At 70.9% G+C, this 21,582-nt stretch carries 21 protein-coding genes; 6 read left to right on the top strand and 15 right to left on the bottom strand.

Annotated elements, in window-relative coordinates; all coding sequences use genetic code 11:
* Window positions 1-6 precede the first annotated feature (6 nt).
* On the top strand, window positions 7-777 hold the full coding sequence (gene map, locus AU194_RS00480) for a type I methionyl aminopeptidase (RefSeq protein ID WP_059087287.1): 771 nt from the start codon (window positions 7-9) through the stop codon (window positions 775-777).
* 4 nt (window positions 778-781) lie between these two features.
* Here map and AU194_RS00475 read toward each other — a convergent pair whose 3' ends face one another.
* Window positions 782-2,335: an HNH endonuclease signature motif containing protein gene (locus AU194_RS00475; RefSeq protein ID WP_059087286.1), complete on the bottom strand. Its 1,554-nt coding sequence runs from the start codon at window positions 2,333-2,335 to the stop codon at window positions 782-784.
* 100 nt (window positions 2,336-2,435) lie between these two features.
* On the opposite strand from AU194_RS00475, the gene AU194_RS00470 reads away from it, so the two are divergent.
* Together AU194_RS00470 and AU194_RS00465 are read left to right on the top strand one after the other, a co-directional pair.
* A complete protein-coding gene (locus AU194_RS00470) occupies window positions 2,436-2,870 on the top strand; it encodes an ester cyclase (RefSeq protein WP_059087285.1) in 435 nt (144 codons plus the stop codon).
* A 59-nt stretch (window positions 2,871-2,929) separates the two neighbouring features.
* On the top strand, window positions 2,930-4,138 hold the full coding sequence (locus AU194_RS00465; RefSeq protein WP_059087284.1) for a cytochrome P450: 1,209 nt from the start codon (window positions 2,930-2,932) through the stop codon (window positions 4,136-4,138).
* Here AU194_RS00465 and AU194_RS00460 read toward each other — a convergent pair whose 3' ends face one another.
* Complete coding sequence (locus AU194_RS00460) at window positions 4,139-5,719, bottom strand: phospholipase D-like domain-containing protein (RefSeq protein ID WP_059087283.1); 1,581 nt, start codon at window positions 5,717-5,719, stop codon at window positions 4,139-4,141.
* Between the two features lie 17 nt (window positions 5,720-5,736).
* On the opposite strand from AU194_RS00460, the gene AU194_RS00455 reads away from it, so the two are divergent.
* Together AU194_RS00455 and AU194_RS00450 are read left to right on the top strand one after the other, a co-directional pair.
* Window positions 5,737-6,945, top strand: coding sequence for a serine hydrolase domain-containing protein (locus AU194_RS00455; RefSeq protein ID WP_059087282.1), 1,209 nt, complete (start codon window positions 5,737-5,739; stop codon window positions 6,943-6,945).
* A 7-nt stretch (window positions 6,946-6,952) separates the two neighbouring features.
* Entirely contained in the window at window positions 6,953-7,675 is a 723-nt protein-coding gene (locus AU194_RS00450; protein ID WP_059087281.1) for a type 1 glutamine amidotransferase, read from the top strand.
* On the opposite strand, the gene AU194_RS00445 is transcribed toward AU194_RS00450, so the two are convergent.
* The gene (locus tag AU194_RS00445) at window positions 7,645-9,003 is read right to left on the bottom strand and encodes a TIGR01777 family oxidoreductase (protein WP_059087280.1); all 1,359 of its coding nucleotides are present in this window, start codon (window positions 9,001-9,003) and stop codon (window positions 7,645-7,647) included. The two genes, AU194_RS00450 and AU194_RS00445, sit on opposite strands and share 31 nt — an antisense overlap.
* An 86-nt stretch (window positions 9,004-9,089) precedes the next feature.
* On the opposite strand from AU194_RS00445, the gene AU194_RS00440 reads away from it, so the two are divergent.
* Window positions 9,090-9,752, top strand: a complete 663-nt coding sequence (locus AU194_RS00440; RefSeq protein WP_059087500.1) for a phosphoribosyltransferase — start codon at window positions 9,090-9,092, stop codon at window positions 9,750-9,752.
* On the opposite strand, the gene AU194_RS00435 is transcribed toward AU194_RS00440, so the two are convergent.
* From AU194_RS00435 to murD, 12 genes are all read right to left on the bottom strand, one after another.
* The gene (locus AU194_RS00435) at window positions 9,749-10,102 is read right to left on the bottom strand and encodes a hypothetical protein (RefSeq protein WP_059087279.1); all 354 of its coding nucleotides are present in this window, start codon (window positions 10,100-10,102) and stop codon (window positions 9,749-9,751) included. The genes AU194_RS00440 and AU194_RS00435 overlap by 4 nt on opposite strands.
* 17 nt (window positions 10,103-10,119) lie before the next feature.
* Window positions 10,120-10,938, bottom strand: coding sequence for a DivIVA domain-containing protein (locus AU194_RS00430; RefSeq protein WP_059087278.1), 819 nt, complete (start codon window positions 10,936-10,938; stop codon window positions 10,120-10,122).
* Window positions 10,939-11,119: 181 nt separating this feature from the next.
* Entirely contained in the window at window positions 11,120-11,410 is a 291-nt protein-coding gene (locus tag AU194_RS00425) for a YggT family protein (RefSeq protein WP_059087277.1), read from the bottom strand.
* 112 nt (window positions 11,411-11,522) lie between these two features.
* Complete coding sequence (locus AU194_RS00420) at window positions 11,523-12,179, bottom strand: cell division protein SepF (RefSeq protein WP_059087276.1); 657 nt, start codon at window positions 12,177-12,179, stop codon at window positions 11,523-11,525.
* A gap of 67 nt (window positions 12,180-12,246) precedes the next feature.
* Entirely contained in the window at window positions 12,247-12,996 is a 750-nt protein-coding gene (locus tag AU194_RS00415; RefSeq protein WP_059087275.1) for a YggS family pyridoxal phosphate-dependent enzyme, read from the bottom strand.
* Entirely contained in the window at window positions 12,993-13,697 is a 705-nt protein-coding gene (pgeF, locus tag AU194_RS00410; RefSeq protein WP_157575835.1) for a peptidoglycan editing factor PgeF, read from the bottom strand. Before pgeF ends, AU194_RS00415 begins: the two co-directional genes overlap by 4 nt.
* Window positions 13,698-13,718: 21 nt before the next feature.
* The gene (gene ftsZ, locus AU194_RS00405; RefSeq protein WP_059087274.1) at window positions 13,719-14,894 is read right to left on the bottom strand and encodes a cell division protein FtsZ; all 1,176 of its coding nucleotides are present in this window, start codon (window positions 14,892-14,894) and stop codon (window positions 13,719-13,721) included.
* A gap of 194 nt (window positions 14,895-15,088) precedes the next feature.
* Window positions 15,089-16,009, bottom strand: a complete 921-nt coding sequence (locus AU194_RS00400) for a cell division protein FtsQ/DivIB (protein ID WP_059087273.1) — start codon at window positions 16,007-16,009, stop codon at window positions 15,089-15,091.
* Window positions 16,006-17,415 (bottom strand): UDP-N-acetylmuramate--L-alanine ligase, encoded by a 1,410-nt coding sequence (murC, locus tag AU194_RS00395; protein WP_059087498.1) that lies wholly within the window; start codon window positions 17,413-17,415, stop codon window positions 16,006-16,008. Before murC ends, AU194_RS00400 begins: the two co-directional genes overlap by 4 nt.
* Window positions 17,416-17,456: 41 nt before the next feature.
* Window positions 17,457-18,578 carry an undecaprenyldiphospho-muramoylpentapeptide beta-N-acetylglucosaminyltransferase gene (murG, locus tag AU194_RS00390; RefSeq protein WP_059087272.1) on the bottom strand — a complete coding sequence of 374 codons (1,122 nt, stop codon included), beginning with the start codon at window positions 18,576-18,578 and terminating at the stop codon, window positions 17,457-17,459.
* Complete coding sequence (gene ftsW, locus AU194_RS00385) at window positions 18,575-20,113, bottom strand: putative lipid II flippase FtsW (RefSeq protein WP_059087271.1); 1,539 nt, start codon at window positions 20,111-20,113, stop codon at window positions 18,575-18,577. Before ftsW ends, murG begins: the two co-directional genes overlap by 4 nt.
* A 5-nt stretch (window positions 20,114-20,118) precedes the next feature.
* Entirely contained in the window at window positions 20,119-21,582 is a 1,464-nt protein-coding gene (gene murD / locus AU194_RS00380; RefSeq protein WP_059087270.1) for a UDP-N-acetylmuramoyl-L-alanine--D-glutamate ligase, read from the bottom strand.

Below are 21,582 nucleotides of genomic sequence, written 5' to 3'. Positions count from 1 at the left end.
GATCGCGTGCTGGAACTGAAGACGCCGCGGGAGATCGAGGCGATGCGTACCACCGGCGCCTTCATCGCCGGACTGCTCGACGACCTGGAGGCGCGTGCCCAGGTGGGGGTGAACCTGCTGGACCTGGAGCAGCGCGCCCGGGAGCTGATCGCCGAGCGCGGTGCCGAGTCGTGTTACTGGGACTACGCACCGTCCTTCGGCCGCGGGCCGTTCCGCAACGTGATCTGCCTGTCGGTGAACGATGCTGTGCTGCACGGGCTTCCGCACGACTACGTGTTGCGGGACGGGGATCTGCTCAGCATGGACATCGCGGTGTCGATCGACGGGTGGGTGGCCGACTCGGCGCGCAGCCTGATCGTCGGCACTCCGCGGCCCGACGACCAGCGGCTGATCGAGGCGACCGAGCGCGCCCTCGTGGCCGGTATCGACGCCGCCCGCCCGGGTGGACGCCTTGGTGACATCTCGGCGGCGATCGGCGCGGTGGCCGCCGACTACGGCTATCCGGTCAACACGCAGTTCGGCGGGCACGGGCTCGGCCGCACCATGCACGAGGATCCGCACGTGTCCAACAACGGCCGCGCCGGGCGGGGCCTGAAGCTGCGGCCCGGGCTCACTCTGGCGCTGGAACCGTGGTTCGCGAGCGGCACCGACAAGATCGTCTACGACCCCGACGGCTGGACCATCCGGTCGGCCGACGGCTCCCGCACCGCGCACAGCGAGCACACCATCGCGATCACCGAGGACGGACCGCAGGTCTTGACGCGCCGCGCCGGCTGACCCCTCAGAAGGGCGGTTCGTCGGGTTCGGGTGGGGGTTGCCAGTCCGGCGGCAGGGTTTCGGGTTCGAAGGGTTCGTCGAGCCAGCGTTGGTAGAGGGTGGACTGGCCGGTTCGGGCTTCGAGTCGGGCGGTGCGGCGGCGTCGGTTGCGGTGTTTGCGGTTCTCGATCTCGTAGCTGCGGGCGTATTCCAGTCGGCGGCGAGCGGCGTTGATCGGGCGCAGGGTGCGGTTCTTGGCCCGGACCTTGGCGAGGCGGCGGGCGCGTTCACGGGTGGGGTTGCGCCGCCGGGGTTTCGGCGCCACGCACGGCAGCGGCCCGAGACGGGGGAACAGCTCGACCCCGCCGGGGGTGGTCCGGTAGATCGCCCCGCCCGGTGCGGTCCACACGATGGTGCCGTCGGGCAGTTGTTCATCACGCCAGCCGGTGAAAGTTTTGAGCCGATGATGTTGACGGCACAGGCATTTCAGGTTCTCCGGGGCGGTGGGCCCACCACGGGTGGGGTCGCCGTGGTGGAACGGGATCGTATGGTCCAGATCGCAACGCTCGGCGGGGCGGTCGCATCCGGGGAACCGGCACGTCAGGTCGCGCCAGCGTACGTAGCGTTCCACCGCCGCACTAGGTTGATACCGCCACCGTTCCTCGTCGGTCACGATCGGTGGGGTCAGCGTGCGCAATCGGGCCCGAGTGGTCATCCGGCGGACCTGCTCGGCGTCGATGACCCCGAACCCCGACAGATACCCCGGGTGATCGGATTCACCGAGCACCGTGGACTGATCGGCCACGAGGTGGGCGACCACCCGCGCCCCACCGGTATCCGGTGCGGGCGCGGTGCCGGTGCAGTCGGGGCACCGGCACGCCAAACGCTGGCCCTGGGCCATCGCCGGCATGGCGTCGGCGCGGCGTTGGTCCATGGTGCGCGGATCATTCGGGCAGACCCCGTTGGCCAGATCGGAGATCTTGTCGTCGACGATCACCGCTGATTCGGCGTCGAGGACCCCGTCGACTTTGGCGGTCCCATCCCCGGACGGAGTGATGTTCAGACGCCGCTGATCTTCAGCGCGTTCACGTTCGGCGACCGCATCGGGATCCAACTCTTTCACCAGGGCGTCCACGGTGTCGGCGACACGTTTGCGCGACCAGGACTGCCACCGCCCGATCGCCGCCGCGAGGCGGGCGTCCAGGGCGGCGCGCATCGAAATGCTGGACACACTCTTGGTGCGTCTGAGGATGATCTGCACGGTGCGCCAATCGGTGTCACCGGCGCACAGCACCGCCAGCACCTTCGGGAACGCCCCGTCGACCTCGTGGGCGTCACACACCAGAGCGTTGGCGATCCCCGGCGGAAGGTTCATCGCCGCGGCCACCTCCGCACCGGCCCGCTGCAACCCGGTGACCACCATGTACCCGCAGTCGGGATCCTCGGCCTCGGCCTCCCACATGCGTCGGCTGACCAGTTCGGCCACCGCGTGAATCCGGCGCCCCATCAGCACCGACTCCTGCCGATACGAGTCCGCGATCGCCTCGGTCAGCTCCGCATCGGGTACGCCTTCGAACATGTGTACGAGCCTACTTCGACCCACCGACACGTCGATCTCAGTCGTTCGGGTGATGCGCCGGCGGGCGAGCTCGGAGGACAAACGATGCAGGAGGTGCACCGTGACAGCCATCGAAACCACCACCAGCCTGCGCCAGCAGCGCGAGACCACCGTCCGAGCGCACATCGAGGCCGAGAACCGGCACGACATCGAGGCGACGATCGCCACGTTCCACCGCCCGCGCTACGAGGTCAACGGTGAGCCCAGCGACGGCGAGGAGGCCGTCCGCGAACTACTGCGGAGCCTCATGCACGCCTTGCCCGACCTGCACGCCGAGACAACCACGATGCGACACCTGGATGACGGTGTCCTGGTCGAAGGTCTCATCACGGGTACCCACGACGGCGAATGGGCGGGCGTCCCGCCCAGCGGCAACCATGTCAGGGTGCCGATGGTGGCGATCTTCGAGTTCGACGGCGGGCAGCTCCTCTGCGAGAAGGCCTACCTGGACATGGCCATGGTGTTGGCACAGATGGGTGCGTTCCCGGCGGTGTAGCAACGATCTCAACCGTTCGGCTGATGCGCCGACGGTTGATCTTGAGGGACAAAAGAGGCATGACAACGCTGGACCTCGGGTTGCCGTCGGTCGACTACGAGAACGAACGCGATCCAGAAGAGGCCCACCGCATCCTCGCCGCCGCCCGAGAGCGGGCACCCGTCGCACTCGGCCCGCACGGGCCCGAGATCCTCACCTACGAACTCGCGCGCACAGTGCTGCGCGACGACCGCTTCGCCACCCCCAGAGGCTTGGCCCTGGCCGCCCAGGGCATCACGTCGGGACCGCTCTGGGACCGCGTCGTCAACGGTCTGCTGAGCCTCGACGGCGAGGACCACCACCGGCTGCGCCGGCTGGTGTGCAAGGCGTTCACCCCGAAAGCCTCTGCGCGCCTGCGTGACACGTGCGTCCGCGTCGTCAACGACCTCATCGACCCGCACACCGCGACCGGCACCGTCGACGTCGTCACCGACATCGCCCGCCCCTACCCGGTCCCGGTCATCTGTGCGCTACTCGGTGCGCCCGCGCGGGACTGGGCCCGTTTCTCGGCTTGGGCCGATGACATCTTCAAGGTGTTCAACTGGAACGTCGCCGCGGACGCCGACGACATCGTCCGCGCGTGGGCCGAACTCGACGCCTACAACGACACATTGATTGCAGCGCGCCGCGATGCGCTGACCGACGACCTGTTCTCCGATCTCATCCGCGCCGAGATCGACGGCGACCGCCTCACCCACGACGAACTCCTGATGCTGGCGGGCAGCCTGCTGATGGCGGGAACCGATACGACCCGCAACCAGCTCGCGGCGGCGATCGGCGTCCTCTGCGACCACCCCGAGCAGTGGGAGTTCCTGTCCCGCAATCCGGGCCAGATCCCGCGTGCGGTCGACGAATTGATGCGGTTCTGTCCCGTCATCTTCACCACCATCCGCACCGCCCGAGAGGACGTCGAGCTACCGGGACTGCGCGTGGGCGCCGGTGAGATGGTGATCGTCAACATCGCCGCGGCCAACCGCGACCCCGCCGCGTTCGCCCAACCCGACCACCTCGATGTCACCCGGGAAAACGCCACGGCCATGCTGACATTCGGCGGCGGCGTGCACTACTGCCTCGGCTCGCATCTGGCGCGCACCGAACTCGTCGAGGCCCTCGCCGTCCTCACCCGCCGGATGCCGCACCCGCGCCGCACCGCACCCGAACGGTGGAAACCGCTCACCGGCATCAGCGGCCCCGCCACGCTGCCGCTGGCCTTCGACACCGGGCACTGATCACCACTCGCCGCGTAGCCGGGCCCGGTAGGACCTGCCGTCGGGGTCGTACATCATCCGGTATACCGGGACCGCCCACAGCCGCGTCAATGGTCCAAGGCGTTCGGACCGGTGCGGCCGCAACCGCCCCGGTGGCCGGGGCCCCACCTGTCCCCCGTCGTACCACGCATCCAAAGCCTCTGCCGCCGAGACGATCTCACGCACCGCATCCGACGGGTCGACCAAGCCTTCGTCGTCGGTCCGGTCGAGGTGTTCCCGCATCAACTGCAACCGCAGGTCCCGGGCGAACACCCGCGCCCCGTCACCGAGCCCACCCGGATCCCGAGGTGGGCGTGGATCCCGGGTGTCGTCGAGCACCGCACACGACAACTCACTGTCATGGGTCCACGACCGCCGGTTGAAGTTGTCACTGCCCACACACGCCCACACGTCGTCGACCACGCACACCTTGGCATGCACGTAAACCGGTGTGCCCTCGCGGTTCTCGACATCGAACACGTGCACCCTGTCCCGACCGGCGGCCCGGCACGCCTCGATCGCCTGGCTGCGACCCACCTGATTCGGCGGCAGCGCCAACCGGCCGTCGACGTCGGGATACCGCGGGATCACCGCGATCAGATGCAGCTCCAGGTTCGCCGCGAGCGCCTTGGCGAACAGTTCGGCGACCTGCTTGGACCACAGGTACTGGTCCTCGAGGTAGATCACCCGCCGTGCCCGTTGCACCGCCTTGGTGTAGCCGCGCGCCACACTGCGCTCGCCGCGGGGGGCGAAGTCGTAGGTGAAGTGCGCGTCGGGATACGTGCGCAGCACCTGCACGGCATGCGGTCCGCACGGCGGCGGGTTCGGCGGTTGTGGCGGCAGCGGATCGGCCTTGAGGTCCGAACCGCGCAGGCGGTCCACCACCCAGGCGACGGGGTTGAGCGTGTCCAGCGGCGCCGGATCGTTCCAGCGTTCGCGGAAGGTGCTGTCCAGCGCGCCGACCACGGGCCCCCGCAGCCGCAGCTGCGCGTCGTGCCAGGGCGGGTTGGGGCCGTACCGCTTCGACATCTCGATGGCCTGCGGATCGCCGCGGTGGGATGCGTCGTCGCGCCGCGAATGGCACAGGTCGATACCGCCGGCGAACGCCACATCCCGTTCGGGCGCATCGGGGTGGCGGATCACGACGAGTTTCTGGTGGTGCGACCCGCCGATGCGCACCCGCTGGTCGAGGAGCACTTCCCCGCCCGCCTGCTCGATGGCCTCGCCGAGGTGGTGGTTCTCGTCCTCGCTGTAGGAGAGCTGGTCCAGATGCGACCGCCACACCAGACCCTTGACCACCACGCCGCGTTCGGCGGCGCGGCAGAACAACTCGCGCACGGTCGGGCCGTCGTCGCGCAGTTTCTGGTCCGGATCACCGCGCCAGTCGGTGAAGAACAGGTGGTCCCGCGGTTCGAGCGCCTCCACCTCGGCGGCCAGGGCGTCGAAGTACGTCGCGCCGTGGACCAGCGGTTCGACGAGATTCCCGTCACAGAACGCGGGCAGTCGGGACGCCGGGTTGCCGCGCTCGGCCGCCGACAAGAACCAGTCCGACAGGTCCGCCATAGTGGCTAGTATCGACCATGCCCGTCACCCGCCGCGTCGTCACTGTGTTCGCGGCACTCCTCCTGGTGGCTGCGTGCACCACGCCGGCCGACCGCGGCCCCGATCCCCGTGCCGACGCGATCATGCGGATCGTGCATGACACCATGGCCGACGCCCACCTGAGGGCGGTGCTCGTCCGGGTCACCGACAACGGTGAGGAAGTCGTCGACCGCGCCGTCGGCGATTCGATGACCGGGGTCCCTGCCACCACCGACATGCATTTCCGCAATGGCGCCGTGGCCATCTCGTACGTCTCGACGCTGCTGTTACTCCTCGTCGAGGACGGGACCGTCGGCCTCGACGACCGGCTCTCGCGCTGGCTCCCCGACATCCCGCACGCTGACCGGGTGACGCTCGGCCAGTTGGCGCAGATGACATCCGGCTACCCCGACTACGTGATCGGCAACGAGGACTTCGAGAAGGCTTACTACACCAACCCATTCCGGGCCTATACCCCCGAAGAACTCCTCGACTTCGCGGTGCACCGGCCACTGCTCTACGAACCCGGGACCAACTGGAACTACGCACACACCAACTACGTGCTGCTGGGCCTGGCGCTGGAGAAGGCGACCGGCCGCCCCATGGCGGACCTGCTCGACGAGAAGGTCCTCGAACCGCTCGGGCTGACCGCCACCCGCGCCTCCCCGACCGCCGAGATCCCCGAGCCCGCACTGCACACGTTCACCTCCGAACGCCGCGCTGCACTACGAATCCCTTCGGACACAACGTTCTACGAGGAGTCGACCTACTGGGATCCGTCCTGGACCATCACCCACGGCGCGATCCAGACCTCCACCATCGGCGACCTGGAGGCCACCGCCGTGGGCATCGGCTCCGGCACGCTGCTGTCCCCCGAGTCCTACCGCCGCATGGTCTCGACCGACCTGCGCGGGCGCACCCACGCCCAGCCCGGATGCAGCACCTGCGAGCCGATGACCGACGCCTACACCTACGGGCTGGGCATCGTGATCTCGGGTGACTGGCTGCTGCAGAATCCGATGCTCGCAGGCTGCGGTGCCGTCGAGGCGTACCTGCCCGGCCGCGGACTCGCGATCGCCGTCGCGGTCACCTTCGCCCCCGGGGCGTTCGACGCCCAGGGCGACTACAACAACTCCGCGCAGACCCTCTTCGCCCGCATCGCGGCCGAAATCGCACCCGAGGACGCCCCGCCGATGCCCCGGTCATAATGTCCGGGTGAAACCCCGCGTCCTGTTCCTCTACAACGATCCTGTGGCGACCGAAGCGTTGCTGGGAGAAGCGTTCTCCGAAGCCGGATTCGACATCGACACCTTCACCGTCGTCCCCGCCGACCGGGCCGACAACCCCGCCCTGGACGTGGTGTTCCCCGATCCCACCCACTACGACGTCGTCGTCCCCCTCGGTGCGCAGTGGCCGGTGTACGACCAGGCGCTGCTGGACACGTGGGTCGGCGCGGAGATGGCGATGCTGCGCGAGGCGGCCGCGGCCGGGGTGCCCCTGCTCGGGGTGTGCTTCGGCGGACAGCTGATCGCCCAGACGTTCGGCGGTTCGGTCAGCCGCGCCCCGGCGCCGGAGATCGGCTGGTACGACGTCACCACCGACCGGCCGGACCTGGTGTCCGAGGGCCCGTGGTTCGAATGGCACTTCGACCGGTGGACGCTGCCGCCCGGCGCCGTGGAAATCGCCCGAACCGACAACGCGTCGCAGGCATTCATCCTCGACCGTGCGCTGGCGCTGCAGTTCCACCCCGAGGTCGACCACGAACTCCTGCTCGGCTGGCTGGCCGACGACCGCGACGGCGAAGCCATCGGCATGGGGCTCGACCACGCCGAATTGCTCTCGCAGACAAGGCAACTCGGTGACGATGCGGCGAGGAGGATCCGCAGCCTGGTGAACGCGTTCCTCACTCAGGTCGCCCCGGCGCCGTGCCCGAGCTGATGGCCCAGCGCACCGGCGAGGTGCGGGTGACGGAACCGGTGGCCCAGCGCGGTCAGCTTCGCCGGGACCACGCGCTGGTCCGCGAGGGCCAGTTCGCGGGTGCCCTGCGCGCCGAGCAGCAACCGCGGACCGACTGACGGGACGGGCACGACCGCGGGCCGGTGCAGTACCCGCGCGAGGGTGCCGGTGTAGTCGGTGTTGCGGACGGGCTCCGGTGCGACGGCGTTGACCGGCCCGGCGAGCCGGTCGTCCCACAGCCCGCGGTAGTAGACGTCGAGCAGATCGTCGAGTCCGATCCACGACAGCCACTGTCGCCCGCTGCCCAGCCGCCCGCCCAGCCCCGCGAGGAACAGCGGCCGGAACAGCCGCAGTGTCCCGCCCGCGGCGGCCTGCACGATGCCGGTGCGGACGGTCACCACCCGCACCCCCGCCTCGGCCGCGGACCCGGCGGCGGCCTCCCACTCGGCGACCACATCGGCCAGGAAGCCGTCGCCGCGCCCGCTGTCCTCGGTCAGCGCCTCGTCACCGCGGTCGTAGCCGTACCAGCCGATCGCCGATGCGCTGACAAACGACCGCACCCCGCTGCGCGCCGCCACCTCGGCGAGCGCGCGGGTCGGGGCGATGCGGCTGTCCCGGATCGCGGCGCGGTGGCCTGCGGTGAACCGGCCGGCGATCGACGCACCGGCCAGGTGGACGACGGCGTCCACCCCGGCGAGCAGATCGGGTGCGGGCCGCTGCGGATCCCACTGCCGCTCGTCGGGCCCCCCGACCGTCCGCCGCACCAGCCGGATCACCCGGTGCCCACCGCTGGTCAACATCGCGGTCAGCGCCGATCCCACCAGCCCCGAGGCGCCGCTCACCGCCACGACCAGCGGGCCGCAGCCGGCCAGGGCGGCGTCGCGGTGTGCGGCGAGGTCGTCGGCGAGTTGGCGGTGCCGGTAGACGAACGTCGGGCGCAGCGCCGCACCGGGCACCGTCGTGTCGACCCGGTCCCGCACGAGGGTGCGGCCCTGACCCGCGTCGGCGAAGTCGTGGGTGTGCCGCCACCAGCCGATCACCCGCGGCGGCAGCGTCCGCAGCCCGGCCGACGACAGGGCGTCGACGAAGCGGTGCGGCGGGTCGTAGGACGCCGGGTCGTGCTGGGCGATCCACCGCAGCCCTGCGGGCAGCGCGAGCACGGCCCGACCGTCGGCCAGCGACGGCGTCTCGGCCACCGCCGTCATCGGCTGCCACGGCGGGACCAGCCGCGGCATGGCGCCCGGGCGGGCGTGCCAGGCGAACACCTCGTCCAGCGGATGGTCGACGATGCTCTCGAACTCGATGCCCATGGCCCTCCCTGTCACCGCGGTCTGCCCGGTATTCGAGGCCCGCCACCGGGTGGATTGCCCCTGTGTCGAACGGGTACGCCACCGGCATGTCCAGTCGCATCGGCGCCTGGCGCACCTTCGCGGACCGCAGCGAGGCCGGCCGGGTTCTCGCCGGCGATATGGCGGCCTACCGTGGGCGCGACGACGTGGTGGTGCTCGGTCTGGCCCGCGGCGGTGTCCCGGTGGGCTGGGAGGTGGCCCGCGACCTGGGCGCCCCGCTCGACGTGTTCCTGGTACGCAAACTCGGTGTGCCGCAATGGGAAGAGCTCGCGATGGGCGCCATCGCATCCGGCGGAGGCGTGGTCCTCAACGATCAACTCGTGGCGCGCCTGGAGATCAGCGAGGATGCGGTGCAGCGGGCGATCGAACGCGAGACGGCCGAGCTGCACCGGCGGGAGTCCGCCTACCGGCAGGGCCGGCCGCCGCCCGCGCTCGAACAGAAGACGGTGATCCTGACCGATGACGGAATCGCCACCGGCGCAAGCATGTTGGCCGCGGTGCGCGCGGTCCGGGCGGCGCAACCGGCGCAGGTGGTGGTGGCCGTTCCGGTCGGACCCGCGTCGGCGTGCCGGGAGATCGGCGCCGAGGCCGACACGGTGGTGTGCGCGACGATGCCGGACCGGTTCGAGGCCGTCGGGCAGGTGTACGCCGACTTCCACCAGGTCACCGACGACGAGGTCCGCGACCTGCTGAGCACCCCGCCCCGTTAACGCGTGGTCGGCTCTTCGGGGTGGTCGACCTCGTCGGTGACCGGTTCGGGCTCGGGCTCGGGTTCCGGCTCGAGTTCGGACTCAGGCTCCGGTTCGGTCTCGTCGGGGTACTCGGCGTCGAACTGCTCGGTCGGCTGGTCGGCGTCGTCGGTCGGAGCGACGGCAGCCGTCGCGCCGCCGCGTTTGGTCGCGGTGCGGGTCCGTTCGCGGACCGCGTCGACGATCAGCAGCACCACCCCGGCGACGCTGGCGACGATGCAGACCCAAGCGATCAGAGCGTTGCCCGTGACCACGGCCGTCACCAGGGCGGCGAGCCCGATGACAGCCAGGACGAGCGCGATGATCAGCATCGATCAGCGCCGCCGCGTCAGTTGTTGCCGCGGTTGAACTGGTTGAAGCCGCCGCCGTCGTTGTTGGCGCTCGAATCGACCGGGGCGGCCGAGCCACGCTGACCCAGCTCCTCGAGCTGCGATTCGAGGTAGGTCTTCAGGCGGGTGCGGTACTCGCGCTCAAAGGTCCGCAGCTGCTCGAGCCGGCCTTCGAGGACGGTCCGCTGCTGGTTGATCGTGCCCATGATCTCGGAGTGCTTGCGCTCGGCGTCGGCCTGCAGCGCGTCGGCCTTCTCCTGCGCCTGCCGCAGCTGCGTCTCCGAGCGGTTCTGCGCGTCGGCGAGCAACGCGTCGGCGCGCTGGCGGGCCTCGGTGACGGTGGTCTCCGCGGTCTGCCGGGCGTCGCTGACCATGGCGTCGGCCTGGGCCCGCGCGTCGGCGAGCAGCTTGTCCGATTCGGCCTTGGCGGTGCTGGTCAGGCGGTCGGCGGTCTCCTGGGCCAGACTCAGCACCTTCGCCGCGCGCAGCGCGGAGTCCTCGCTCTGCTGCGGGGACGGCGCGGCGGCGGGCGCGGGCGCCTCGTACACCGGCTGGGGCGGCGGAGTCGGCTCGGGCTCGGGCTCGTAGACCGGGGCGGCCTGCGGCTGCGACACCCCGCCGCCGGACCGGGCCGATGCCAGCTCCTGGTCCAGTTCGGAGACCCGCTGACGCAGGTCGGTGTTCTCCTCGATCAGCCGAGTCAGCTCGTTCTCGACCAGGTCGAGGAAGGCGTCGACCTCGTCCTCGTTGTAACCGCGCTTGCCGATGGGTGGCTTGCTGAACGCGACATTGTGAACGTCGGCGGGTGTGAGCGGCATGGTCTGCCCCCTTGCGTCTGGACCGTCAACCGAAGTCAAAGTGTAAAGCCTGCATGGATCGCAACTGGCGTCCATCCTGTCACACCAGACCCGAGGGTCGCAGCGGAGGTCAGATTTTAAGACCGAATTTCAATTTTTGCCACGTTCGCGTCCGATCCGGGCAAACTCGCCGGTGGCGGGTTCAGGCCGCGGCGCCGAACGCCAATTGCATACCGATGAATGCGACCAACAGCAGCACCATGATCGACAGGTCGAAACGCACGGCGCCGATGGTGAGCTGCGGAATGAGCCTGCGCAGCAACTTCACCGGCGGATCGGTGAGCGTCATGATCACCTCGAGCACGACGACCGTGAACCCGCGTGGATGCCAGTCCCGGCTGAAGGACCGGATGAACTCGACGACGACCCGCGCGATGAGCAGAAGCCAGAAGACGAACAGAGCGAAACCAAGGATTTCGAAGAACAGCGCCAACGGAAGCTCGACCTCACTACGGGGCTACAGGCAGTCACGACATGCGGGACAGGCGGGAAACGACCTCGTCAGCCTACCTGCCGGGCCGAAGCGCCGTCATGGGCAGCAGGGGTCACTGATAGGCGTAGAAGCCGGCCTCGGCGATGCGCCTGCGCTCGTCGGCGGTGACGTCCACGTCGGCCGGCGACAGCAGGAACACCTTGGTGGCGACCTTGTCGAACGATCCGCGCAGCGCGAACGCCAGCCCGGCGGCGAAGTCGACCAACCGCTTGGCGTCGGCGTTGTCCATCGACACCAGGTCCATGATCACCGGGGTGCCGTCGCGGAACTTCTCGCCGATGGTGCGGGCCTCGCTGTAGTCCTTGGGGCGCAGGGTCGTGATCTTGGCCAAGGGGCTGCCTTCCTCGAAGAGCATCGCCATCCGCCGCGGGTCCATCGCCAGCGCGCCGCGGGTCGACCCGCGCAGCGCGCCCAGCCGAGGCGGCGGGGTGGCGCGGTCGAACTCGCGCGGACCCCGCATCCGGGGCTCGAACCGGGGCTCGTCGTATCCGCCGCGGTAGATCGGCGGTTCGTCGTATTCGCGCGGGGCGGGGCGATCGTCGTACTCGCGGCCGTACCCGTCCTCCTCGAACCGCTCCTCGCGGGGGCGGCGGGCGTACCCACGAGGGGCCGGGCGTTCGCCGCGGTCGTCGTCCTCGTAGTACTCGTCCTCGTAGTCATCCATGGGCGCCATACCGAAGTAGGCCTTGACCTTGTGCAGTGTGCTCATCGCGCGACCCTTCTCATGACCGTCAAAGCTGTGGTGTCTGTGATGATGGTGTGACTGGAGTGACTACTCACGGTGACGTTAGAGGACGAGGTCCCATAAGCGCGGTACCGACACGCACACACGTCGAGCCGTGTTGCACCGCCGTCTCGAGGTCGCCGGACATACCCGCCGACATCTCGAGGCGCTGCTGGTAGTGGCTCTGTACCCGTTCGAGTTCGGCCCGCAACCGCGCGAACGCCGAAGGTGGGTCTGCGCCGAGCGGCGGGATGGCCATCAGCCCGACGAACTCCAGCGCCTCGGCGGAATCGACTGCGGCACAGAGCTCGTCGACCTGCGCCGACTGCCCGACGTCGATACCGCCGCGGGCGACGTCACCGTCGAGGCTGAGCTGGAGGTAGACCCGCAGCGGCGCACTGCGCAGGCCGTCGGCCAGCGCGTCGGCCGCACCGCGGTCCAGTGCGTTGACGAGTTTGGCGCTGTCGACCGAATGCGCCGAATGTGCCCAGCGCGTGACGGCCCTGGCCTTGTTGCGCTGGATCCGGCCCACCATGTGCCAGCGCGGCGGATCGCCCGCGAACTCGTCGGCGAGTTCGGCCGCCTTCGCCGAGGCCTCCTGCTCCCGGGACTCGGCGAAGTCGCGGCAGCCGAGGCCGTAGAGGATGCGGACGTCGGAGGCCGGGAAGAACTTCGTCACCGGCAGCAGCGTGATGTCGCCCGCATCGCGGCCCGCCACCTGCGCCGCACGTTCGAGCCGATCCCGGACCGCGGCGAGCGAGGCGGCCAACTCCGATTCCCGGTCGCTTCCCACGGTGGTCACTCCATCCACACCAGGGACGCCAGCCTGCCGGTCGGGTTGTTGCGGCGATGGCTGAACAGATTGCGGTCGGCGACGGTGCACCGCGGGTCGACGTCGATGGCCGTGACGCCGAGATCGGTGAGCTGACGGGCGATTCCGGCGCGCAGATCCAGTCCGGCGGTGCCGCGGGTGGTCCTGACGCGGCTGCCGGGGAGTGCGGCCTCCACATCGGCGGCCATCTCCTCGGGCACCTCGTAGTTGGCGCCGCTGACCGCCGGGCCGAGCAGCACCGAGATGTCCTCGAGCCGCGCACCGGCCTCCTGCATCGCCTCCACCGCACGCAGCACCACCCCGTTGCGCGCCCCGACCCGTCCGGCGTGGACGGCGCCGATCACCCCGGCGCGCGCATCGGCCAGCAGGACCGGCACACAATCGGCGGTGACGACGGCAAGACCGAGCCGCCGGGTGGTGGTGATGACCCCGTCGGCGTCGTGCACCGGCCCGTCTGCGGGGCCGTCGACGCGCACGACGCGGTCGCTGTGTACCTGGTGCATCCAGACCAGCCGACCGTCGAGCCCGGTCGCCTTGGCCAGCCGGGCGCGGTTGGCGGCGACGGCGGCCGGATCGTCACCGACGTGGTCGCCGAGGTTGAAGGTGTCGTACGGCGGCGCCGAGACGCCGCCGGCGCGGGTCGTGGTCACCCGCCGCACGCGAACGGTCACGTTCCCAGTATCGGACCCGGATCAGTGCCGCATGAACGGCGGCACGTCGACGTCGTCGTCGGCGATGCCTCCGTCATCTCCGCCGATGCTGACGGTTGCACCGTTGGAGTGCACCGGCACGCTCGCCGGATCGGCCGGTTCGAACAGCGACGACGAGACCTTGCCCGCCCGCCCGGGAGCGATCGGCTGGGTCGGTGCGGCGCTGGGGACGTTCTGGGCGTCCGCGCTCGTGACGGGGTTGCGGCTCGGGCTCACCGAGTCGAATCCGGCCGCGATCACGGTCACCCGCACCTCGTCGCCGAGCGAATCGTCGATGACGGTGCCGAAGATGATGTTCGCCTCGGGATGCGCGGAATCCTGCACCAGCGAGGCGGCCTCGTTGATCTCGAACAACCCGAGGTCGCTGCCGCCGGCCACCGACAGCAGCACGCCCTGGGCGCCCTCCATCGAGGCCTCCAGCAGCGGGGAGTTGATCGCGATCTCGGCGGCCTTGAGCGCGCGGCCGTCGCCGCGGGCCGAGCCGATGCCCATCAGGGCGGTGCCCGCCCCGCTCATCACACCCTTGACGTCGGCGAAGTCGACGTTGATCAGACCGGGAGTGGTGATCAGGTCGGTGATGCCCTGGACACCGTTGAGCAGCACCTCGTCGGCGCTGCGGAAGGCGTCCATCAGCGAGACGGCGGCGTCGCCCATCTGCAGCAGCCGATCGTTGGGGATGACGATCAGCGTGTCGCAGCTCTCGCGCAGCGCCTGGATGCCGTTCTCGGCCTGGTTGCTGCGCCGTTTGCCCTCGAAGGAGAACGGCCGCGTCACCACGCCGACGGTCAGCGCGCCGAGCTTGCGGGCGATCGACGCCACGACCGGTGCGCCACCGGTTCCGGTGCCGCCGCCCTCACCGGCGGTGACGAACACCATGTCGGCACCGCGCAGCAGTTCCTCGATGTCGTCCTTGGCGTCCTCGGCGGCCTTGCGGCCCACTTCAGGGTCGGCGCCCGCGCCGAGTCCGCGGGTGGAGTCGCGGCCCACGTCGAGCTTGACGTCGGCATCGCTCATCAACAACGCCTGCGCGTCGGTGTTGATCGCGATGAACTCGACGCCCTTGAGGCCCTGTTCGATCATTCGGTTGACGGCGTTCACACCGCCGCCGCCGATGCCGACCACCTTGATGACGGCGAGGTAGTTGTGCGGCGGGGTCATCGGTCGACCTTCTTCGCGCCCATGAGCGGTCGCCTTTCTGCTGCCTGGTTGCCAGTTCTCATGCGAAGCCTTCCCCCAAAACCCTCAACCTCAACCATAGGCTTAGAGTTATGTCAAGTAGTTCCGCGCAACCAGAACGGTAGGGCGACCGCGACGAGGAACCCCGAAGGCGCGCCGACGCCCGGCGCGAATTTCTACTTGACCGTCGGCAGATCGGGACTGGACACGTCGTAGGTCCGGCCCGGCTGGGTCAGCAGTGCCGCCAGCTTGAGCGCCTTCTCGTCGGTGCGGTCGTTGGTCCCCCACACCACCACCCGGCCGTCGACCAGCGTCAGCGTGATCGACGCCACCGACGGCGCCGCAACCCGCCCCACCTGGGCGGCCACCTCGGGCGGCAGCGCCAGCATCACCTGCAGCGCCGCCTCGGTCGCCGGATCGCTCGGGCCCGGCGTGGCGGTCTCGAGGATCGGCAGCCCCGGCGGCGGCGGTGCGGTCGCGAAGTCCACCCCGTCGCGGTCGAACAGATGCGGTCCGTCCGGATAGTCCTTGACCACTACCGGAATCCGCTCGACGACGGTGATGCGCAGCGACGACGGATACTCGCGCTGCACCCGGGCGCTGGCGACCCGCCGGATCGTCGCAACCCGTTCGGCCACGGCGTCGGTGTCGATCTGCAGCAGCGGGGTCCCTGGCACCACCGCGGCGGCGGCGAGCACCTCCTCCTGCGGGATCGCCTCGAGGCCGACGACGTCGATGCTGCGCGCCGACATGATCGGGGTGAAGTAGAGCAGCAGGCCGAGCGCGACCGCGGCCACGGACAGCAGCGCCGACCACACCAGCACCTTGAGCCCGCGCACCGCCCCGCGCGCGATCGGCGTGACCTCGCGGGCGGGTCCGCCGGTGGCCCGGCGCTTGGCCTCGCGGCGCGCCTCCTCCAGGGCGATGGCCCGGTCCTGGACCGCCCGGCGCTGCTCGCGTTCGCGGCGGGCCCGGCGGCGGGGACCCTCGAGGTCCTCCTCCGGAGCGGGTTCCTGTTCCTCGGCCTGCGGCGGGGTGGGTTCCTCCGGTGCCGCCTCGGGCTGATCCGGAGCCGGACCGGACGGCGGCTGCGTCATCGCGCGCCGGCCCCCGGCACGGTTCGGTTCGCCCTGGACTGCAGTGCGGTGACGATCTCCGGACCCAGCATGGTCACGTCGCCTGCACCCATCGTGACGACCACGTCCCCGGGCCGCGCCGCGGCCGCCACCTTCTCGGCCACCGCCGAGAAGTCGGGCACATAGGTGACGGGCGCCTCGACGTGTTCGGCGATGCTCGCGCCACTGATCCCGGCGATCGGCTGTTCCCTGGCGCCGTAGACGTCGAGCACGAACACCAGGTCGGCGGCGCTGAGCGCCGCACCGAATTCGCGGGCGAAGGTCTGCGTGCGGGTGTACAGGTGTGGTTGGAACACCACGACGGCGCGGCCGCCCAGCTCCCGGGCCAGCGCGCGGGCCGCGGTCAGCGCGGCGGTGACCTTCGTCGGATGGTGGGCGTAGTCGTCGAACACCCGGACACCGGCGGCGATGTCGACCAGTTCGAACCGGCGGCGGACACCGTCGAAGGCGGCGAGCGCCTCGAGCACGTCGTCCGGCGCGGCCCCGACCTCGACCGCGGCCAGCAGTGCGGCCAGCGCGTTGAGCGCCATGTGCCTGCCCGGCACCGCCAACCGCATGGTCCGCGGCCGGTCCTCGCCCGCCAGCCGCACGGTGGCCACCGCGCTGGTGCCGCGCTGCTCCCAGTCCAGTAGTGCGCCCGCGAGGTCGGCGCGCACGCCGCTGCCGTAGCGCAGCACCCGGATGCCCAGGGCCGCAGTGCGTTCGGCGAAGGCGGCGGCACCGGGATCGTCGACGCACACCACCACGGCGCCGCCCGGCTGCAGCCGCTCCATGAATGCGTCGAACACGTCGACATAAGCCTGTTCGGTGCCGAAGAAGTCGAGGTGGTCGGCTTCGATGTTGGTGACCACCGCGACGTCGGGCCGGTACTGCACCAGCGAACCGTCGCTCTCGTCGGCCTCCGCGACGAAGTAGGCGCCGCTGCCGTGATGGGCGTTGGTGCCTGGTTCGCCCAGGTCACCGCCGACGGCGAACGACGGGTCCATCCCGCAGTGCTGCAACGCGACGATGAGCATCGAGGTGGTGGTGGTCTTGCCCGCGGTGCCGGTGACCAGCAGCGTGGTGTTGCCGTCCATCAGCTTGGCCAACACCACGGGCCGCAGGATCACCGGGATGCCGCGGCGCCGGGCCTCGACCAGTTCGGGGTTGGTCTTCGGGATCGCCGCGTGGGTGGTGACGACCGCGGTCGGGCCACCGGGCAGCAGGTCCAGCGACGAGGCGTCGTGGCCGATCTGCACGGCGGCGCCGCGGGCCCGCAGCGCGACCACCGCGCGCGACTCCTTGGCGTCCGAACCGGAGACCAGCGCACCGCGGTCGAGCAGGATGCGCGCGATCCCGGACATCCCGGCGCCGCCGATGCCCACCATGTGGACCCGGCGCAGTTCCTCGGGCAGCGGCGGCGGAGTGCTCACCGGACCCGCTTCCGCGCGTCGGGCAGATCGCGGGCCACGTCGAGGGCCACGTCGGCGACGTGACGGGCCGCGTCGCGGTGTCCCGCCACCGCGGCACCCGCGGTCATCGTCTGCAGCCTGCCGGTGTCGGTGAGCAGGCCGACGATCGTGTCGGCGACGAACTGCGGCGACAGGTCGGCGTCGTCGACCACCAGGCCGCCGCCGGCGTCGACCACGGGCCGGGCGTTGAGCCGCTGTTCGCCGTTACCGATCGGCAGCGGGACGTACACCGCGGGCAGTCCGACCGCGGTGACCTCGGCGACCGTCATCGCCCCCGACCGGCACACCGCCAGATCGGCCGCGGCGTAGGCCAGGTCCATCCGGCTCAGGTACGGCACCGCGACGTACGGCGGATCACCCGCCGCGGGCTCCGGGAGCTCGAGGGTGTTCTTGGCCCCGTAGGCGTGGAGCACCGAAATGCCCGCTGCGGCAAGGGCTTTGGCGGCTCCGGAGACGGCGTTGTTGAGCGAGCGGGCGCCCTGCGAACCGCCGAACACCAGCAGTACGCGCGCGTCGTCGGGAAAGCCGAAGTGCGCGCGGGCCTCGGCGCGCAGCGCCGCCCGATCCAGTTCGGTGATGCTCGCCCGCACCGGCGTGCCGACCACCTCGACCGGGCCGAGACCCGGATCGGCCACCGCGGCGAGCACCCGGCACGCGAACCGCGCGCCGACCTTGTTGGCCAGCCCGGCGCTGGCGTTGGCCTCGTGGACGACGATCGGCACCCGGTTGCGCCGCGCCGCGAAGTAGGCGGGCAGCGCGACGTACCCGCCGAATCCGATCACGACGTCGGCGTGCACGGCGTCGAGCACCGCACGGGTCTCGCGCACCGCGCGGCGCACCCGCAGCGGGAGCCGGGCCAGGTCACCGGAGAGTTTGCGCGGCAGCGGGACCGGGGTGATCAGTTCGAGGTCGTAGCCGCGTTCGGGGACCAGCCGCGTCTCGAGCCCCCGCTCGGTGCCGAGTGCGGTGATCCGCACCCCGGGTGCCAACGTGGCCAGTGCGTCGGCGACGGCCATCGCCGGTTCGACGTGCCCCGCGGTTCCGCCGCCGGCGAGGACGACCGAGATGGTGCCGTTCACCCGTAACGCTGACCTTCCCTGGGCCGACCTCGTCGACCCTGTTGGCGCTGCCCGGTCCGGCTCGCCGCCGACCGCTGACCGCCTACATGATGCCCTGCGCGCCGCACCCGCTTGTCAGCCGCTGGGGGTTTGGGCCGCTGGGGTGCGCGGGCCGGTCGTGCCGCCCGGGGTGCGGCCGGTTTGCCCGTCTTCGAGCGCAGCCGGTCGCGTACCGCCTCCAGCGGGGTGGGCACGTAGGGCTCTGGCAGCGGTAGCCGCAGCAGCCGGTTGACCCGGTCGTCCCGGCCGGCCCGCAACGCGGCGACCGCCTCGGGTTCGTGGCGCGCGGCGTTGGTGATCAGACCCAGCATGAGCAGTGTCGTCGCCGTCGAGGTGCCGCCCGCGGAGATCAGCGGCAGCTGCAGCCCGGTGACGGGCAGCAGGCCCACCACGTAGCCGACGTTGATGAACACCTGCCCGAGCACCCAGGTGGTCGCGGTGGCGGTGAGCAGCCGCAGGAACGGATCGGCCGACCGGCGCGCGATACGCATCCCGGTGTAGGCGAACAACCCGAACAGTCCGAGCAGACCGGCCGCGCCCACGAAGCCGAGTTCCTCGCCGATGATCGCGAAGATGAAGTCGTTGTGGGCATTCGGCAGATAGTTCCACTTCGCGGTGCCCTGCCCGAGGCCGTCGCCGAACACGCCGCCGTTGGCGAGCGCGAACTTCGCCTGCCGCGCTTGATATCCCGAGCCCTGCGCGTCGGCGCTCGGATCGAGCCAGGACTGCACGCGCGCCGACCGGTAGCCCTCGGCCAGCGCCAGCACGACCGCCGAGGCCATGACCGCGACCAGCGACGACAGGAACACCCGCAGCGGCAGACCCGCGTACCAGAGCAGGGCGAGCAGGATGATGCCCAGCGACACGGTCTGGCCGAGGTCGGGCTGAGCGACGATGAGCGCCAGCGCGATGACCGCGGCGGGCACCAGCGGGATGAGCATCTCGCGCAGGGTGGCCCGCTCCATGCGGCGCGCCGCGAGCAGGTGCGCACCCCAGATCGCGAAGGCGATCTTGGCGAGCTCGGAGGGCTGCATGGAGAACCCGGCGACGACGAACCAGCCGCGCGACCCGTTGGCCACTTTGCCGATACCCGGGATGAGCACGAGGATCAGCAGCACGATCGTGAACGCGAAACCGGGGAAGGCCAGTCGCCGCAGCGTCTTCACCGGCATGCGCAGCGCGAGGTAGAACGCCACCAGCCCGACGGCGGTCCACAGCACCTGTTTGGCGAACACCGACCAGGGTGAGCCGTCGGAGTCGTAGGAGTACACACCCGAGGCCGACAGCACCATGGTCAGCCCGAGCGTGATGAGCAGCCCGGTGACGGCGATGATCAGGTGGAACGACGTCATCGGGCGGCCGAGCCACGCGGCGAAGCGGGTGCGGGCCAATCTCGGGGGCTGGGCGGGGGTGGGTGCGGTCGGCGCGTCGGTGTCGTCGGAAGCCCCGGACGGGCCGGGCGCCTTACCGCGGAGCCGGGCCAGGATGGTCGCCACGGCGGTTACCCGAGGTCGGCGCGTACCGCGGCGGCGAAGGCGTCGCCGCGCTGGCCGTAGCCGCTGAACTGGTCGAACGATGCGCCCGCCGGCGCGAGCAGCACCGCGTCTCCCGGGCGGGCGATGCGTCGGGCGGCGTCGACCACCGCCCCCATCACGGCGTCGGGTAGTGACCGTCCCGTGGTGTCGATCACTCGAGTCACAAGATTCACACCTGACTCAGTTGTCCCATGCACCCCAGAATCCTCCCCCGTCACAAGCTCGACGATGGGGACATCCGGTGCGTGTCGCGATAACGCCTCGGCAACCACGGCGCGGTCGCGTCCGATCAGCACGGCGCCGGCCAGCCGGTCGGCGACCTCGGCGACCAGCGCGTCCACCGACACACCCTTGAGCAGTCCGCCGGCGATCCACACGACGCGGTCGTAGGCGGCGATCGAGGCCCTGGCGGCGTGCGGGTTGGTGGCCTTGGAGTCGTCGACCCAGGTCACCCCGTCGACGACGGCGATCACCTCGGCGCGGTGCCGCCCGACCTCGAAGGACGCCAGGGCCGCCGCCACCGCCTCAGCGGGCACGCCGTCCGCGCGGGCCAGTGCGGCGGCCGCCAGAGCGTTGAGCACGCCGACGGGGCCGGCGACCGGGATGTCGTCGACGCGGGCCAGCCCCAGGTCGGCGGCGAACGCGTTGTCGACGAGCCAGCCGTCGCGCACCCCCAGCTGTCCCGCGACCGGCGGCCCGAGCCGGAACCCGACGCGCGTGGGCGCGGCCGCGGTGGTGAGCAGGTCGGCGGCCACCGGATCGTCGAGGCCCGCCACGGCCACCCGGCCGTCGAGCACCCGGGCCTTGTCGCGGGCGTAGGCCGTCATCGAGCCGTGCCAGTCGAGGTGGTCCTCGGCGACGTTGAGCACCACCCCGGCGTCCGGGCGCAGCGACGGCGCCCAGTGCAATTGAAAACTCGACAGCTCGACCGCCAAGACCTCGGCCGGTTCGCCGAGCACGTCGAGCACCGGATTGCCGATGTTGCCGCACAGCATCGCGCGGCGGCCCGCGGCCTGCAGCATCGCGTAGAGCATCGACGTCGTCGTGGTCTTGCCGTTGGTGCCGGTGACCACCAGCCAGCGCCGCGGCGGCCCGAACCAGCCCGCCCGGTCCAGCCGCCACGCCAGTTCCACGTCACCCCAGATCGGGACCCCGGCCGCGGCGGCCGCCGCCAGCACCGGGGTGGTCGGGGCGAACCCGGGGCTGGTGACCACCAGTGCGTAGTCGGCGATCCCGGCCACCGCCTCATCGGTGGTGACCACCGTGGCGGGCGTGACCAGCCGCTGCAGCGCCAGCGGATCGTCGTCGCAGATCGTCAGCCGCACCCCGGTGGGTTCCAGTACGGCGCTGACCGAGCGTCCGGTGATCCCGGCGCCGGTGACCAGCACCCGGGCCCCGGGCGTCAGGGGTTCGACGACGGCACGGGTCAT

Origin of the sequence: Mycobacterium sp. GA-2829 (assembly GCF_001499965.1) — a bacterium.
In the GTDB taxonomy this organism is placed as follows: Bacteria; Actinomycetota; Actinomycetes; order Mycobacteriales; family Mycobacteriaceae; genus Mycobacterium.
This window is presented reverse-complemented; position numbering and strand designations above follow the sequence as displayed.

What these genes read in the sequence shown, in the direction of transcription:
- AU194_RS00475 (WP_059087286.1), bottom strand. Translation starts at nt 2,335, where the DNA reads ATGTTCGAAGGCGTACCCGATGCGGAGCTGACCGAGGCGATCGCGGAC.
- AU194_RS00465 (WP_059087284.1), top strand. Translation starts at nt 2,930, where the DNA reads ATGACAACGCTGGACCTCGGGTTGCCGTCGGTCGACTACGAGAACGAA.
- AU194_RS00460 (WP_059087283.1), bottom strand. Translation starts at nt 5,719, where the DNA reads ATGGCGGACCTGTCGGACTGGTTCTTGTCGGCGGCCGAGCGCGGCAAC.
- AU194_RS00455 (WP_059087282.1), top strand. Translation starts at nt 5,737, where the DNA reads ATGCCCGTCACCCGCCGCGTCGTCACTGTGTTCGCGGCACTCCTCCTG.
- AU194_RS00445 (WP_059087280.1), bottom strand. Translation starts at nt 9,003, where the DNA reads ATGGGCATCGAGTTCGAGAGCATCGTCGACCATCCGCTGGACGAGGTG.
- AU194_RS00440 (WP_059087500.1), top strand. Translation starts at nt 9,090, where the DNA reads ATGTCCAGTCGCATCGGCGCCTGGCGCACCTTCGCGGACCGCAGCGAG.
- AU194_RS00435 (WP_059087279.1), bottom strand. Translation starts at nt 10,102, where the DNA reads ATGCTGATCATCGCGCTCGTCCTGGCTGTCATCGGGCTCGCCGCCCTG.
- AU194_RS00430 (WP_059087278.1), bottom strand. Translation starts at nt 10,938, where the DNA reads ATGCCGCTCACACCCGCCGACGTTCACAATGTCGCGTTCAGCAAGCCA.
- AU194_RS00420 (WP_059087276.1), bottom strand. Translation starts at nt 12,179, where the DNA reads ATGAGCACACTGCACAAGGTCAAGGCCTACTTCGGTATGGCGCCCATG.
- ftsZ (WP_059087274.1), bottom strand. Translation starts at nt 14,894, where the DNA reads ATGACCCCGCCGCACAACTACCTCGCCGTCATCAAGGTGGTCGGCATC.
- AU194_RS00400 (WP_059087273.1), bottom strand. Translation starts at nt 16,009, where the DNA reads ATGACGCAGCCGCCGTCCGGTCCGGCTCCGGATCAGCCCGAGGCGGCA.
- murC (WP_059087498.1), bottom strand. Translation starts at nt 17,415, where the DNA reads ATGGTGGGCATCGGCGGCGCCGGGATGTCCGGGATCGCGCGCATCCTG.
- murD (WP_059087270.1), bottom strand. Translation starts at nt 21,582, where the DNA reads ATGACCCGTGCCGTCGTCGAACCCCTGACGCCCGGGGCCCGGGTGCTG.